Genomic DNA, 16,493 nt, shown 5'->3' with positions numbered 1-16,493 from the left:
CCTTCTTGTATGACCTGCCCGCTTCCTGCATACCTATATGTCATACCATACGAATGGAGGTCTTTGGCTTGGCAGAAAATATGATGAACATGGGCAATATCGGAAATATGGGCAATGTACCAAACGCAGGCAACCAAGGCACCATGCCTAATATGCACAGCATGAGCAATATGCCAAACGCGGGCAACACGGGTAGTATGCCTAATATGCACAGCATGGGCAATATGCCAAACGCGGGCAATATGGGCAGCATGGAGAAGGCAGCCCCGCTGGTCTATCAGGCGGAGCCGCAGCACACGGCAATGGTGATGGAGGTTCGCGACCGCGTTATGAACATGTGCGGTGGTCATATGCATAAGTACGTTTGCGTTCAAACCGTCGATGGTCATGTTTTTGAAGGCATGATTGTGCACATTGATCACTGCATCTTATATTTACAATGTACGATGCGCGATCCGCGTGCTTTCATGAACCCGTACAATGCGGTACTGCCGCTTGTGCTCTATGAGCTGCTTGTCATCTCTCTGCTCTAAACCTAAGCCAAGTTATGCATAAAATGATTCGACAAAAGCCTGTCCCTTTTGACATCGACGGTCTATGGCTGCGAAAGCTGTCATACATATGCATAGAATGAATCGTCGATGAAATGAGGGGAGTAAGCTCATGATTGAACGAATAAATCGGCTGCAGGTAGAGCTCCCGCCATCACCTTATGCGGATGCGAATGCTGCGGCAGCAGTACAAGAGCTGCTTGGAGGCAAATTTGGTGAGATGTCTACTCTAAACAACTACATGTATCAATCCTTTAATTTCCGCGAGAAAGTTAAGCTTAAGCCTTTCTATGATCTTGTATCCAGCATAACAGCAGAGGAGTTTGGCCACGTAGAGCTTGTTTCGACTGCTATTAATATGGTGCTGACAGGGACTACAAGTCCCGGTGATCCAAATTCCACTCCGCTGAGGGAAGGCGTCAATAAGCGCAACAGCTATTTTTTTATCCAAACTGCTCAAACCTCACTGCCTGGAGATTCAATGGGACGTGCTTGGACAGGGGATAATGTATTTAGCAGCGGCAACCTCGTGCTCGACCTGCTGCACAACTTCTTCTTGGAGTGCGGTGCACGCACACATAAGATGAGGGTATATGAGATGACTGATCATCCAACTGCACGGGCAATGATTGGCTACTTGCTTGTTCGCGGCGGTGTTCATGTGCTGGCGTATGCAAAGGCGCTCGAAATTGCAACAGGCGTCGACGTAAAGAAGCTCATACCGATTCCCGACCTAAGCAATAACAGCTTCGAAACGGCACGTAAGTTTGAAGCCATGGGACTCGGCAACAAGCTGTACACCTTTAGTCAAAACGATTACAAGGATATCGTCCTCATCTGGAACGGTCAGAATCCACTGACAGGAGCTCCGCTTGAGGTTATTCAGGGCGCGCCGCATGGTGCACCTATGCCTGATTTGAGTGAGCTTCCAGAGGAGTTCGCGCCTGGCATCTCGCAAGAGGATTTTATGGAAATTGCCCGTCGGCTGCAGAAAAACGCTGGTTTATAGCCTGATGTAAAATGATGAAGACCTCCTCATTCGCTTAAAGCGACTTGGAGGTCTTCATGCTCCTATTCTCTCGTTTTCCTTGTGCTATACTGGAAAAAAAACGAGGGAATGAAGGTGGCTGCAATTCAAGGCTTGGCTATGCTTACTATGCTTATTGATCATATTGGTCTCATATGGTTTTCAGAAAATGTCGTATGGAGAATGATTGGACGGCTGGCACTGCCCTTCTATGCGTTTACGATGGTGCTGGGTTATTTTCGAACGAGTGACATAAATCTTTATCTGAAGAGGGTAGCATGGATCGCACTCCTATCACAGCTGCCATATCAACTTGCCTTTAATCGGCTTGAAGTGAATACGGTGGGCTCTTTATTCGTCTGCCTGCTGCTTCTACGCCTTCTCGATAAATGGAGCGACAAACCGCTTCTGCAGGTTCTTCTCTGTGGATCATTCATTAGTTTCTTAGAGCTTCTGCCATTCAGCTATGGCGCATACATCACAATACTTGTGCTCATTTATCGTTATGCTCCAATATATTGGTTTACGCTGTTTCACTTTACTTTGAACGTGGTAAGTATCTTTATAAAGGGATGGTTCATTCAAGCTTTCAGCCTATTTGCTACTCTTCTCATTGTCTATTTACCCGATTTCATAAAAAGCGCGGACAAAATAAAAATACCCCGCTTTGTATGGCGAAGCTTTTATCCGCTTCATCTGACTCTTATCGCAATCGTCTATTATGCAACAAATAACTATTTCAACTAATTTAGCGCAGTAATTGTCGAATGTGTTAGAAATGTGTAAATAAAGTAAACAAAATTCTGACCACCGTTTCATAAGGGGCTAAAAGATTTACGTTAGAATGGGGGAAATTGATCGGAGGTGTTATAGGAAATGATGAAAATCGTTACCTTCAAAAGTCGTTCTGTCCCAGTATACTATCCTAACGAACAATCTGCATCCATAGATATGCTTCATCATAAACTGTACGAATTGGAGCTGGACTTTGATTTCCGCAAAAAATGGAGAAGCATCAAATCCGTTGAAATGGTACGCGATGTTGCTATTTTTCAGTATAATGACGGTACGAAGCTTTACCTTGAAGTATGTTAGATGACCTATAAAAAAAGACCTGAAGGCGTAATTTGCCGGTCAGGTCTTTTGTATGTTTATCCGCTTCATCTAGAGAGACGGCGTCTGCTATACTTTGAATTTCATAACTTCCTTTTGTAAATGCTTTAAGCAAAAGTGATAGACATAAGCACATGAGCTTAATTCGAATAGTAGGTTTTGTGGTTCGAATATTTCTAAATTTGTTCAATAGACTCACTTCTCAGTTCTCCCTTTTATGTTGTTCTACGCTGTATTCTCCGAACGTCGAATCATAGATATGTCAAGCACGTCAGGCTCCAGCGGTTTCCCTAGCAGAATACCCTGTACATAGTTGCAGCCCCATTCACTTAACATCTCATATTGTTCCTTGTACTCCGAGGTATGAAAAATAGTATTTTCCGTGATTTCGATCTCAAAGGAAGACGGATCCAGCTCATACTCCTTTAAGACATTCAGCATCAACTGAGCGAATGCAGCATTCTGCAGCTGCACGGTGGGTACATTATTCGACATGATTTGTCCGTTCAAACCGTATTTATTCATGTGAGACAGCAATTTGCACGACTCTCTGAGCACCCACTCTCCAATAGGTACAATTAGACCGTTTTGCTCGGCGATAGGTATAAATTCCGAAGGTGAAATATCACCCAGCTCCGGATGTTTCCAGCGCAGCAGTGCCTCAAATCCTCTGAGCTTGCCGTCCTTAATTACGAAACAACCTTACAATTAGGCGTTGATTAACGATGTTAAACATCATTTGTTAGCAAAATAAAAGAACCACTCCAATTATGAAGTGACACCATAAAGTTAGACAGTTTATTTTGCTAGGCGATTAGCTGGGCATGAGTTCGGTATTGTACTAATTCTAAGCTTTTTTGCCAGCTTAAAATGGTACTATGGCTCGCAATATTAAATACCGCAGCCGTTTCTCTAACAGACGTCCCATGTTCGTTCATATGATTAAGTACGTTTAGTTTATCCTGTATGGAATATGATGTATAGCCCCGTTTAAAAGCATCTTCACCATGACACTCAAATTGTCTAATCCAATTTGTAAAGACAGAAGGATGGATCCCTAGCAATTTCGCAATGGCTTTTAAGCTCTCTGATCCATTGTGATAACGTATAACTGCTTGTGATTTTTCATCCGTACTAAACTTAGTCATAGAAAAACTGCACCTCCAATGTTAGATGGTGTCTAACAATTGGGGTGCAGTTCATTAACGGAATGGTTCTTTATTAAGACTCCAAAAAAATTGTGCTTATCCTTCGCTCACGCTTGTGTGCTGCGCCGTATACTTGTAACCAAATCCCCAAACCGTTCGAATCAGCTTAGGCTCCTTCGGGTTCTGTTCAATCTTCTTGCGAAGGTTGACGATATGTACGTCTATAGCGCGATCTGTCACGAAGGAATCAAAGCCGCGAATTGTATTTATAAGCTCTTCCCTGCTAAACACCTTACCTGGATAAGCAAGAAATAGCTTCATCAACTCATATTCTGAGAAGGTTGTTTCAACTAACTGCCCGCGAACGAGCAATAAGCGTCTCTCAAAATCAAGCTGAATGAGTTCACCCTCGTTGATTACTTCCACTGCTGCCGAAACCTGCTGCGTTGCTTCTACCTGCATCGTATTCGAACGACGTATTAACGCCTCTACCCGCGCAGTCATTTCGTGCATACTGAATGGCTTGCACATGTAATCATCCGCTCCAGCCTTTAAAGCCTGAACCCTTTCTGATACTTCACTCTTCATGGATAGGATCATAATCGGTACGTTAGAACGCTTTCTAATAAGCGTACATACTTCCATTCCGTCCAAATCGGGCAAGATCAAATCAAGCAGAACCAAATCAGGATCAAACTCGGTTGTGAGTCTCAGCCCATCATCCGCTCTATAGGCTTGCATGACGGAATAGCCTTCTTCGGATAAATACATAGACAGCATATCACTCATCATGACGTCATCTTCAATAACTAGTACTTTATACATTGTCGTCACCCTTTGGAGGATAGATGATTTCTGTCGAATATTTATAATATCTCTACTATACATTAACGTCATTAAAGGAACAACAACTTGTTAGTTAATTGTTAGGTTTTATTGTCGAATGCGTTTTTGGCATAATGAAGCCCTTCCAATAGCCTCTTTAACGCCGCCTCTAGCTGTATAATAGCCTTTTGTAGGTTTTCCGTTTCCTGCTCTGGAAGCTTCACGATGCGCTCCACTTCACATACAGCCTCTAACAATTCATATGCCGATAAATAGCCAGCAGCACCTTTAAGGGTATGCGTCATTCGTTTGACAATGGTTAGCTCAGATTGCTTGACCATCATACGCAGTTGATCTGCAAAAGAATCGTAATCAAGCATAAATTGCTCCATCATATGAAGCAAAATCGGCAGCTTCCCATTTACTCTAGCGAGCGCGCTTTCAACATTCATTCCAGCTATTAAGGGGAGTGGGTTCTCATTTGCTACTTCTAATTTATGAGAGCGATTATGCATATCCTGCTTAGTCACCGGCTGTATGTGTGGATTGCTGCCCTCTTTCAGCCAATAAGAAATGACGTTATGCAGCCTTTCGGAGGAAATCGGCTTGGTCACCACATCGTTCATCCCTAGCTTCAAATAGCGCTCGTGATCGTTGCGAAGCACATTTGCCGTGACTGCAATGATAGGAATATGATCATACTCTGATTTTGTCCGGATAAGGCGAACCGCTTCCGAGCCATCCATTACCGGCATATGAATATCCATCAGAATAATATCCCAATGCTCTAGATCCAGTCTCTGCAGTACCTCTTCGCCATTCTCCGCTAATCCGACCTCGTAGCCTCGCTCCTTCAGTATTTCTATGGCGACCAGCTGATTGATTTTGTTGTCCTCTGCTAACAAAATCCGTATGTTCGAGACGGCTTCTTGCACCGTCGTTGCTATATCCTCGAATTCCTGCTCGCTTGGAGCAGCGTCCTTACAATTCAATGCGCTTTCGATTGCACGCAGCATAGCGGTCCGCATAATAGGCTTAATTAACAGCGTGACAGGTCTTTGCTCAGCTGGCAGCTGCATCATCTCATCACGACCGTAAGAAGTGGTCATGGCAATCGTTTTGACGCCGGCGAGCTCCGCTTCATGGTGGAACTCAAGCCAGGTTTCTGCACCATACATGTCCGGCATTTCCATATCCAATACGATAAGCTTAGGCAAGGCCCCTGCTCCAATACGGCGCAGGCGGTCTCGAGCCATTTTCCAAGAATCGAAAGGAATAGACGTTAAACCGAAGGACTCGACGATATCACACCAATGCCCTCGCATCTCCTCATCATCCTCTACGATCCATACCGGTTGCTCCAGTAAATCCTGACGAGCTTGCAGACGCGCTTCTGAATGTTTATGAATAATGGTTAACGGCAGCGTGAAGTAAAACTTACTTCCAACGAACGCAGTGCTAGAAACATTCAGCTTGCCGCCCATCAGCTCAACAAATGCTTTAGATATGACAAGTCCAAGGCCAGTTCCTCCAAACTTTCGCGTCGTGGAACCATCCGCTTGTGTGAAAGGTTGAAACAGCTTCTGTACCTGCTCCTCACTCATCCCGATTCCCGTGTCTGAGATGATGAACTTCACACTTACCCCGGAGCCTGACTCCTCCACCATCTCTAGCTGTAATTTTACTCTTCCTCTATTCGTAAACTTGATCGCATTCATGCACAAATTGAGCAAAACCTGCTCAAGACGCATCGCATCTCCAATGATGGTTTGCGGCATATTCTCTGGTATATCAATAATAAATTCAAATTGCTCCTTACCACCCATAAATACGCTTAATTGATCCGTTATACGATGCATAAGCTCACCTGGTTGAAACGGCAAACGTTCGATATCGACCTTGCCTGCTTCGATTTTGGAGAAATCCAAAATATCATTAATAATCCGCAGCAGCGACTCCGAGGACGTATTCATTTTATCCATATATTCTTTCTGCGTCGCAGAGAGCCCTGTTTTACGCATTAATTGCGTTAAGCCGATAATCCCATTAAGCGGTGTTCGAATTTCATGGCTCATCATGGCAAGGAATCGACTCTTTGTTTGATTCGCCTCTTCAGCTTCGAGCGTGGCGCGAACAAGCTTCTCCTGTACCATCTTCTGCTCTGATATATCTCTTGCTATACATGAGAAAAACAACTCTCCCGTGTCTTCGTCCTCATGCGGAACGATGACCATAGATACATGCAGCGGCTCACCATTACTCTTAAGCAGCTCGGCGTCACTCTCCCAATACCCAAACTCCTTAGCTAGCGATGCTCCTCTTACAAGCTCCACATACATAGCCGGATGAGAATATTGTTGTACCTTATGCACCTCGTCCAATGTGCTATTGAGGCCCAGCATCTCTCTACCAGCACTATTCATATAAACGAGATTTCCATCAGAGCTGACAGAGGCAATTAAATCCTTTGCAGATTCGACAATGTTGAGCAAGCGATTACGCGCCTTCTCCACATGCTTGCGGTCAGAAATATCGAGCACCATGCCTACTACGCCTGAGAAACGTCCATTTCGATCACGCAAGCCGTTAGAGCTATGGAGCGTCGGAATTCGCGTACCGTCTTTATGGATAAAAGTCCATTCCCTCTCATAGGAGAAGCTCTGGCTTCGAAGCTCTTTGAATACTTCTAGACCAGGCTTAACCGTTCTGCCTAGCAAGGTCGTCAGCTTCTCGGCCTCTAAGCGAATCTCATCCAAATCCATAAATAACAGCGGCGTAGCGCTTCCCTCTACTTCCTCCGTCTTATAGCCCAGCATCTCTTCAGCTGTTTTATTCAGATAAGTGACCTTGTATTGATCATCAAGAACGATAAATCCATATTGATTCTGATTGATGATCGCCTCTAGCCGATCGAACATTACTTGCAAATGCTCCATCATTCCATTTACGGAGTGACCAAGCTGACCGACCTCGTCGAACGGTTCAACTTCTAGATGCTCCGCATCAAAGCGCCCAGCCGCTGCATGCTCCGTAACACCCAAAATACGTTCAAGGCGTTTCACGATTCGTTCAAAATATAGAAAGAAAAAAATGACAATAATTGCTTCTGAAACAGCAATTGTCATAAAAATACGCCAAAAGATTGGCTTTAGCTCCTCCTTAAGCTTCGACATCGGCTCTTGTAATCCGAGGCGCCAAGGCGTTCCTGTTACCTTCGTATGGAAAACTGCATAGGGCTTGTTTGCAATACTAATTCCTGATACGCCCTCATAGGACTCCAGCATCTTACTTGCAATGGGAGCAAGGGATAATTGCTCATCAAATAAGCTCTTGCCCGCAACTTCTTTGGCATCGGAGTCATAAATGATGTCGCCTTGATCATTAAACAAACGTATGACCGAATCCTCCGCAGCATACTCAACAAATGGCCGGAGTGTCGCGAATGATAAAGAGGCATAAACAACCCCTTCGATCTCATTCGTTGTCCCGTACACGGGCACGACGATAAATGATTGAGTAGCTTCAGAGAATGAAGGCCTGAAAGGGTCCGTAATAACAACCTGTCCCAATATCGCCTCTTGGAAAAACTCCTCCATGCTCATATCTCTTTGATTGCCGTCGGTACGCAGGCTCATACCATCCTTATCAATATACCCAATTGAATGGTAGATGAAGCCGCCGCGAACTAGCTCTCGTCCAAAATATTGAAGACGTTCCTTATCTGTACCAAAACGAACAACCTCTGTTCGGCTCATGACTAAGACTTCCGCCTTGCGGATAGCCATCCACGCTGCCAATTCATTAGCTCGTTTGTTCTGCTTACTGCTTGTCTTCTCGATTTCGGATTTTAGCATGGCATCCTTTACTACGGAATAATTGCCCGCTCCAGCCATTAACAACGGGATGAAAGAAAAGAGAACGATTAGGATCAAACCTTTTGTACGCAACGACACTTTCTTCAAGCCGCTTTCCCCTTCCGTTACGCGCGAGTCGCATCTGTCGAACTTTGACACTATTATACCTCTTTTAACTATTATTTGGATGATAAAAAAACGCTAGAGCCTGCATGCCGCAATACCGCGGATAGCTGCCCTAGCGTTTCATTGTCATCAATTTGCTCTGCTACGATTTAATCAGTTTTTTCTCAAGCTTCAAGTGCGGACTATTTCTGACCGTTTCCTCGAAAAAGCTCTTTTGCTCCCGAACAAGGCGCTCCCACGCCTTCACACAGAGGGGGTCGAAATGGCGTCCGCTTTCCTTCAAAATAATTTCCATCGCCGCTCCATGCGACATCGCCTTTCGATAAGAACGAGAAGAGGTTAAGGCATCATAAACATCCGCAACAGCGGTAACCCGTGCTAAAAGCGGAATTTGTTCACCTGCCAGTTGATCGGGATAACCGCTTCCATCCCACTTTTCATGATGCGACCTTATAACGGAAAGCTCCTCTGGCATAAAGCCTAATCTTTTGCATAAATCATAGCCCGATACGGGATGTACTTCTATGACCTCTCGCTCCTCTGGCGAAAGCTTGCCCGGCTTATTCAGAATCGTATCCGGTATACGCAGTTTGCCAACATCATGTACCAGTCCGCCTTGCGCAATCGCTCTTAGTTCACCTGTGGATAAGGACATCTCCTCACCTAGCTTCAAAGCATATAGAGCAACCCGATAATTGTGACCTGCTGTATAAGAATCACGTGCTTCCGTAGTCATAACCAGCTCTCGGACGCTTGTAGACATATAGGTATTGATCCAATCCCGCGGATTGGAGCGGAACATCAACTTAATGGAGGCTGTAATAGACTTTGAGCTGACATATTGACTCACAATACCTGAAACCATAACAATAACTGAAGCCAGCAATAGGACATGGTAAAGCCACCAGCTCACATTCCAAGCTTGTCCTGTAACGATAATGAGCTGTGCAGTAATCATCCAGCCTGAGCTATAAACGATCGCAAGCTGAAGCGGGAACCGGGAGGATAAGTAGGCTCTCAAATAACGATATATCGTCCAGCCATTCAAACCAATTATGAATATGCTGGCACCCCATTTCATAGGCAATTCCTTCAGATGAAAAAATAAGATGATATTCGGATATAGCCAAATTAAGGAGCAGAAGATAAGCAGCAAAGCCGTCCAGAAAGGCAGCAGAAATCGTTGCCACTGTGCAAACCATTTGATGATCGGCTGATCTACAGACATAGAGGATAACCACAACCATACGACCGCCAGCATAACACTAAACTGAGCCGTACTTCCCGTAGTATTTGAATGATGGACTAAAAAACCAGGGGTAGACAAACCATGAAGAACAAACATTGCAGATAACGATACATAAGATAACGATAGAAAACTAATCTTAATATTACGCAGTGAAATAGCAACGAAACCGACCGCAATCGCAAGGATGAGTGAAATCACTGCAACTAGACTGACGATATAAAAATGTTCTTGAGGCGCATTGATGCTTATATCAAGCTCCGTGCCTCGCAATACGAAATAGCCTGCCAACGGTATAAGCATGGATAAAACTAAACGCGTGAATACCCACAAATTTTTGCTCAACCTAATTCCTCCTAGATGTCGTTCTTCGATATAGCCAGTAAACATATCGCCTGTGGGAGGTGACAAATGCTTAAATCATAAAAAAACAAACATGAATTTTGTAGGATAATGCTGGATAATTGTCTAACCCTATCATATCACCCCGCAGTCATCCTATAAATAGTGAAATTAAGCGAAAATACAATTTATCCGACATGACAAACTATATTTTTATTTTAGATTAAGGTTTTTTCATTCTTGTTTTGTTATAGTAGTTGAAGATAGATAAATTGAAGGGAGTTTATGGAATGAATAACAAAGAATCGCAGCCAAAAAAAGACGCAGAAAACGAATTGACTGCGAATGAAGAGCGTCACGATTTGGAACAAACAGAAGAGCAGGACAAGCTTACTGAACAAGATGCAGCTATCGAAGAGGAGCTTCAACTCGAAGTAGACGAAGAGCTTCCTGAAGTTTCAAATGACGAAATTCGCGCCGCTTCTCTAGATTCAGAGAGCGCCCACGCAGCCCCTAAAAGCGGAAGCGGAAAAGCATGGATTATCGTCTCGGCTGTACTAGCTATTTTGCTAGTGGTCGTACTCATTAAGCCGCCATTTGGAACGAGCAATGAAACCGTAGCAACGGTCAACGGTATCGACATAAAGAAAGACAGACTTTACGATGAGTTAGTCAAAGCAGGCGGCCCTGCTACACTTGAGAATCTCATTACGCAGGAATTGATTTACCAAGAAGCAGAAGCAGCTAGCGTGAAAATTTCAGACACTGAAATTCAAGCTGAATTGGATTTGATCAAGAAGAACTTCCCTTCGGACGAGGAGTTCAAAGCAGCCCTTGCTCAAAGCAATACTACCGAAGAAAACTTGAAGAACGATATCAAGATCAATTTAACCATCACTAAAGTGTTGGAGCCAAAAACAGACGTTACAGCTGAAGAAATTCAACAGTTCTATGATACGAACAAGGCTGCGCTTGGTACGCCTGAGGAAATTCAAGCTTCACATATATTGGTAGCTACCAAAGAAGAGGCTGACGCTATTCTGGCTGAGCTCAAGCAAGGCGGAGACTTCGCAGCAATCGCGAAAGAGAAATCGACTGACCCAGGCTCCAAGGATAAAGGCGGAGATCTTGGTCTATTCGGAAGAGGAAAAATGGTTCCTGAGTTCGAAGAAGCTGCTTTCGCGCTGAAGGTAAATGAAATCAGCGGAGTTGTTCAAACTGAACATGGTTTCCACATTATTAAGAAAACAGCTGAAAAAGCTGCTGTTGTTCCAACCTTCGAAGAGAAGAAGGAAGAAATTAAGAAGCAGCTTGTCGCTACAGAAGCAAATGAGTTATCCCAAGCTTGGATGACAGAAATTCGTGCAAAAGCAAAAATCACGAATACACTTGCTCCAGAAGAAACGACAGCTCCTACAGCTGAATAATTACCGCTCAGATTAAAGGATAGTGCTTCATAGGTGTTTGATAACCTATGGAACGCTGTCCTTTTTTGTTGCATGAATGTTATTTAGGACTTTAAACAAAAAAAAGCCCCCTTTCCGCTTGGAGGGATAAGCTTGGGGAGGCTTTGACTTCTAAGATACAGATAAGAGTTATTAGCAATTTGCTGTTCTTCTGAAGTTAATATATATTATTCTATTATTTTCATTTGGAGTAGATGATTGTTTTACTAGATTTGTCCATTTTGTAACCTGCAATATACCTGCCAGGGATAGACGTACGAATGACGGGGAGTGCGATATGACTCTGTAGGCAGCAATTAGGCGATAATTAATAAGGTATCAAGTATTGTGATTATGATATGATGTTGAAATATATTATGCACCTATTATTGGAGGGAACTCAGTGAGCAACTACGAAGTACGGAGCTATAAAGAAACGTATACCTTGTATGAATTAACGGAAGCAAGCACGCAATCTCGCGTGATCGTATGTCCCGAGCGCGGCGGCATTGTCATTAGCTGCCAGCTGCATGGATTAGAGCTCTTTTATTTGGACAAATCGACGTTTGAGAATCCGACTGCAAATATTCGCGGCGGCAACCCGATCTTGTTCCCCATTTCCGGACAGCTGGAAAACCAAACCTATGAGTGGAATGGTCAATCCTACAAAATGGCCAATCACGGCGTAGCCCGCACTTCCCCATGGGACGTTGTCAGCACGACGACTGAAGGCGAGGCTTCGATTACGATTCGCCTGCAGAGCAATGAAGAAACGCTGCAAGTATATCCTTTCAAATTCGAGCTGCTGTTCACTTATGTGCTGCAGGATGGCCAATTACATACACGTCAGCAATATCGCAATTTGAGTGAAGCCGCTGCGATGCCTTTCTATGCGGGCTTCCATCCTTATTTCGCTATCGATTCGGGCAAGAAGATCGCATATGACGTCGATGCGACCCGCTACGTCGACTATAACGATAATATTGAGAAACCATTTAATGGAGTTATCGACTTGGAAGGGCTTGTTGAGTCAGTATGCCTGCTTGATGTGAAGAAAAGTGAGATCTCATTCCCTGTCTCTAATGATGCTCGCGTTCGTCTAACTTATGATGATATTTTTAAATATATGGTCATTTGGTCCGTAGAGGATCGGCCATTCGTATGCGTGGAGCCGTGGATGGCTATGACGAGTGAGCTCAATCGTCAAGAGGAGCTCGTCATGTTGAACGCCGGCGAAGAGCTGTTTGCCAACCTAACGATTAGCTGTGAGCGTTAAGTACAGCTCCATTTATTCGAGTCATTCGAAGCAGAGATAACAGTAAATCACAAAAGAGAGAGACACCTAACTTTCCATGAGAAAATTCTCAACCTTAGTAAGGTGTCCCTCTCTTTATTTATTCGATCCTATGTGCATCCTTGGATTAGTATCCTTCGCCTTGACCGCCTGTAACAATAGCGATGCCGGAGCTTGCTCCGATGCGTGTTGCACCCGCAGCAAACATTTGCAGTGCAGTCTCGCGATCACGTACTCCGCCGGATGCTTTCACTCCGAGATCTGGCCCTACTGTACGACGCATAAGCGCGATATCCTCTACCGTCGCCCCGCCTTTCCCGAAACCCGTTGATGTCTTCACGAAGTCGGCGCCAGCGTTTTTACAAATTTCACATGCAACTACTTTTTCTTCATCTGTAAGAAGACCTGTTTCAAGAATAACTTTAAGTGCAGCTTGTCCTTTAACTGCTGAGACTACGCCTTCAACATCACGCTTCACGCCTTCTAGATCGCCTGATTTCAACAATCCGATGTTCAGTACCATATCCACTTCCGTCGCTCCGTCTTCCACTGCAAACTTAGCTTCTGCCGCTTTTGAAGCTGTCGTTGTCGCTCCTAGCGGAAAGCCGACTACTGTCGTAATTCCGACTCCTGAGCCCTTCAGTTCCTCAGCAGCTGTCGCTACCCAGCCTGCGTTCACGCAAACCGTTGCAAACTGATATTGTTTAGCCTCACGACAAATTTGCAAAACCTCATCCTTCGTCGCATCCGCCTTTAGTATCGTATGATCGATCATCGCCGCAATTTCCGCTGGCGAGTAATTCATGCCGTTATTCATTATTGTTTCCTCCACTTTCATTCTATATGTTCCTTTGTACAGGAGATCAAGTTTCTAATACGCCTCGTCACTATCCTATCCAAAAATGACCGTTGAAACAACCTTTGTTTACTTAGGCTGCCTATAATGACTTAAGAGCAGCTTCTTTTTTATTCGCGCACTTTGCAAATAGAGAATCAGCCCTATTGCCAATAGCTTAACATCCCATCTGAACAGAACTTTTCCTACAGAAGTAGTGTGGACAAACGAAAGGTTGTGTTCTATTCTTTACTATATATATGTTCTAACAATGATATCCAGTATGAACAGCAGAAGAGGTGCGCAGTTTGTCCTTGTTTTCGAAACCAAAGAGAGAAGCAGATTTATTCAGCAACGCTTTTCATTATGCCTCGATAGGCATGGCTTTAGTTGATTTAGATGGCCGCTTTATCTTAGTCAATACATCTGCTCAAACGATGCTGGGCTACGAGGAGAACGAGCTTCTCGGAGTTACTTTTGCGCAAATTAGTCATCCAGAGGATTTGGAACAAGATCTTTATTATGTAAAACAATTGATTGAAAGCAAAATCGACACCTTTCAAATGCAAAAAAGATATATCAAAAAATCTGGAGATTTGTTGACCGTGCTTCTTTCCGTATCACTCGTAAATGATAAAAGAGGCAATCCTCAGCATTTTATATATCAATTGATGGATATTACAGTGAAAACCGAAGCGATATCAGAAGTGATTCTTGAGAGCATTTCAGATGCTTTCTTCGCACTTGATCACGAACTCCGGTTCATTTATACGAACAATGCAGCTCAAAAGCTGTTTAAGCTAAACGAGGAACAATTAATCGGCTATAGTATTTGGAGCCTATTCCCTTGGCTCGCTGAGTCGATCAGCCATCTGGAATATAAGCTTTCTATGGATACACATCAACACCGCATATACGAACAATTTATTCCGCGGCTTAATGATTGGTTTGAAACGAATCTATACCCATCCGAATTTGGACTCTCCGTTCATATAAGAAAAATCACAGAACGGAAGCAAATCGCTGACAAGCTGCTCGAAAGTGAGAAAAGCTTCCGCCTGCTTGCCGAGAATTCAAGCGATATGATATCCAAGCATAATCGTGACGGCCTGTTTACTTATGTATCTCCTGCTTGCTATATTCTTCTTGGTTACCGTGACGATGAGCTTATTGGATCATCTCCCTTCGCACTATACCATCCTGATGATAGAAACCGAATGATTGATAATCAGGAGCTTATTTACAACAATGTTGAAGCAAATACAATTACTTATCGAGTAAGACGCAAGGAAGGCAACTATCGATGGTTCGAAACGACATCTCGAATCGTCTATAATGACGGGGATCGTACACAAACGATTGTATGTGTCTCAAGAGATGTAACTCCTCGTAAAGAAACTGAGCTGAAAATGATTGAGCAATATCAATTGATGCATAAGCTCTCACATGTTGATGAATTGACCGCTATCGCAAATCGGCGGTCATTTGATGAGTCTTGGAACAACGAATGGCTGGAAGCGCAGCGCCACCATATGCCCATTACGCTGATGTTAGGCGATATCGACAACTTTAAATTATACAATGATACGTTTGGACATCAAAAAGGCGACGAATGTCTAAGACAAATCGCCGCCGCTATGCGCAGCGTCTTAAAGCGCCCGCTTGATATCGTCGCCCGGTATGGAGGCGAGGAATTTGGAATTATTTTGCCTCAAACGAATGAAGAACGTGCTGCAAACATCGCGAACCGACTTATTGAGGCGGTTAGACAACTACAAATCCCTCATGCTGAATCAGCAGAATTTCCCTATGTTACCATCAGTCTAGGCTCCTCTACGTGGAAGCCTGGATGCTCTGCAAAGCAGGAAGAGCTGTTCACCCATGCTGACAAAGCACTCTATCAGGCGAAGCGCAAAGGAAAAGATTGTTATGTGCCATACTAACGACAAGAGCCATCCGCAAAGGGATTTCCACTCCCCGGGATGGCTCTTGTCTTCATTTGTATAAATGATAGCGAATTATCGTTTAATGATTTTAAAATCATCGTAGTGGAACCCTGGTGCTACAACGCAGGAAACGAGTACAGGCTCGTCCCCCAGCGGACGTGACATTTGCCATTCGTTCGCCGGTACCAATGCCTGCGGCTGATGTCCTGCGAGCACATCCGGACCAACAATGATTTCTTTCCTTAGCTCAGGTTCCGCTTCTGTACCGCCCAGCGTCAGCATCAAAGGACTGCCGGCATGCCACATCCATAGCTCGTCTGAATAAACCGTATGCCAATCAGAAAACTCATCGGGATGCAAAAGATAGTAAATGGATGATGCCGCAAAACGCGGTCCTGAATAAGGAGCGCCAAGCACCTCCTGCGGAATTTCAAAGCCAGCCTTCCAAATTTCCTTATACCATCCACCCTCAATATGCTCTTTCAATCCGAGCGATTCCACGAGAGGGGACAGTTGTTTCACCAGTACTCCCATCCACTTCAACCTTCTTTCTTTATCTCTAGCCTACATTTCGTTTAAAAAAATCGTTTATTCATTCTATAACGCATCTTGTATATCGTCAATTCATTAAACAGGTGGGAATAGAGGGCAAATTTCATTTTTTCACTGTTAAATGATTGGATTCGCTTTTTATTTTTCAATTTATAAGTTATACTTATATTATCAAATGGCATTGGAGGT

General features: G+C 44.0%; 14 protein-coding genes. 7 read left to right on the top strand and 7 right to left on the bottom strand.

Translation table 11 applies throughout. The features are described from left to right. Positions 1–68: 68 nt before the first annotated feature. The 4 genes from AC0YN6_RS19430 to AC0YN6_RS19415 all read left to right on the top strand — a co-directional run bounded on the left by AC0YN6_RS19430 (position 69) and on the right by AC0YN6_RS19415 (position 2,673). Entirely contained in the window at positions 69–533 is a 465-nt protein-coding gene (locus AC0YN6_RS19430; protein ID WP_475748813.1) for a hypothetical protein, read from the top strand. 130 nt (positions 534–663) lie between these two features. Further along, complete coding sequence (locus tag AC0YN6_RS19425; RefSeq protein ID WP_475748812.1) at positions 664–1,560, top strand: manganese catalase family protein; 897 nt, start codon at positions 664–666, stop codon at positions 1,558–1,560. A gap of 114 nt (positions 1,561–1,674) precedes the next feature. After that, positions 1,675–2,325 carry a TraX family protein gene (locus AC0YN6_RS19420; RefSeq protein ID WP_475748811.1) on the top strand — a complete coding sequence of 217 codons (651 nt, stop codon included), beginning with the start codon at positions 1,675–1,677 and terminating at the stop codon, positions 2,323–2,325. A gap of 129 nt (positions 2,326–2,454) precedes the next feature. Beyond that, positions 2,455–2,673: a hypothetical protein gene (locus tag AC0YN6_RS19415; protein WP_475748810.1), complete on the top strand. Its 219-nt coding sequence runs from the start codon at positions 2,455–2,457 to the stop codon at positions 2,671–2,673. Positions 2,674–2,916: 243 nt separating this feature from the next. Here the strand turns inward: AC0YN6_RS19415 and AC0YN6_RS19410 are convergent, their stop codons facing one another. From AC0YN6_RS19410 to AC0YN6_RS19390, 5 genes are all read right to left on the bottom strand, one after another. After that, on the bottom strand, positions 2,917–3,381 hold the full coding sequence (locus AC0YN6_RS19410) for an EAL domain-containing protein (RefSeq protein ID WP_475748860.1): 465 nt from the start codon (positions 3,379–3,381) through the stop codon (positions 2,917–2,919). A gap of 116 nt (positions 3,382–3,497) precedes the next feature. Then, positions 3,498–3,839: a transposase gene (locus tag AC0YN6_RS19405; RefSeq protein WP_475748809.1), complete on the bottom strand. Its 342-nt coding sequence runs from the start codon at positions 3,837–3,839 to the stop codon at positions 3,498–3,500. Positions 3,840–3,935: 96 nt separating this feature from the next. Then, complete coding sequence (locus AC0YN6_RS19400) at positions 3,936–4,664, bottom strand: response regulator transcription factor (protein ID WP_475748808.1); 729 nt, start codon at positions 4,662–4,664, stop codon at positions 3,936–3,938. Between the two features lie 101 nt (positions 4,665–4,765). Continuing rightward, positions 4,766–8,677 carry a response regulator gene (locus AC0YN6_RS19395; protein ID WP_475748807.1) on the bottom strand — a complete coding sequence of 1,304 codons (3,912 nt, stop codon included), beginning with the start codon at positions 8,675–8,677 and terminating at the stop codon, positions 4,766–4,768. A 109-nt stretch (positions 8,678–8,786) separates the two neighbouring features. After that, positions 8,787–10,235 (bottom strand): HD-GYP domain-containing protein, encoded by a 1,449-nt coding sequence (locus AC0YN6_RS19390; RefSeq protein ID WP_475748805.1) that lies wholly within the window; start codon positions 10,233–10,235, stop codon positions 8,787–8,789. Between the two features lie 287 nt (positions 10,236–10,522). On the opposite strand from AC0YN6_RS19390, the gene AC0YN6_RS19385 reads away from it, so the two are divergent. Together AC0YN6_RS19385 and AC0YN6_RS19380 are read left to right on the top strand one after the other, a co-directional pair. Then, a complete protein-coding gene (locus tag AC0YN6_RS19385; RefSeq protein WP_475748803.1) occupies positions 10,523–11,659 on the top strand; it encodes a foldase protein PrsA in 1,137 nt (378 codons plus the stop codon). A gap of 421 nt (positions 11,660–12,080) precedes the next feature. After that, a complete protein-coding gene (locus tag AC0YN6_RS19380) occupies positions 12,081–12,953 on the top strand; it encodes an aldose epimerase family protein (RefSeq protein WP_475748801.1) in 873 nt (290 codons plus the stop codon). A 145-nt stretch (positions 12,954–13,098) separates the two neighbouring features. Here AC0YN6_RS19380 and deoC read toward each other — a convergent pair whose 3' ends face one another. Continuing rightward, the gene (deoC, locus tag AC0YN6_RS19375; protein ID WP_475748800.1) at positions 13,099–13,788 is read right to left on the bottom strand and encodes a deoxyribose-phosphate aldolase; all 690 of its coding nucleotides are present in this window, start codon (positions 13,786–13,788) and stop codon (positions 13,099–13,101) included. A 326-nt stretch (positions 13,789–14,114) separates the two neighbouring features. On the opposite strand from deoC, the gene AC0YN6_RS19370 reads away from it, so the two are divergent. Further along, positions 14,115–15,749 carry a GGDEF domain-containing protein gene (locus AC0YN6_RS19370; protein WP_475748799.1) on the top strand — a complete coding sequence of 545 codons (1,635 nt, stop codon included), beginning with the start codon at positions 14,115–14,117 and terminating at the stop codon, positions 15,747–15,749. Between the two features lie 75 nt (positions 15,750–15,824). Here AC0YN6_RS19370 and AC0YN6_RS19365 read toward each other — a convergent pair whose 3' ends face one another. Continuing rightward, a complete protein-coding gene (locus tag AC0YN6_RS19365) occupies positions 15,825–16,277 on the bottom strand; it encodes a cupin domain-containing protein (RefSeq protein ID WP_475748858.1) in 453 nt (150 codons plus the stop codon). Positions 16,278–16,493: the final 216 nt, after the last annotated feature.

Source organism: Paenibacillus sp. J22P15 (genome assembly GCF_056269345.1).
This window is presented reverse-complemented; position numbering and strand designations above follow the sequence as displayed.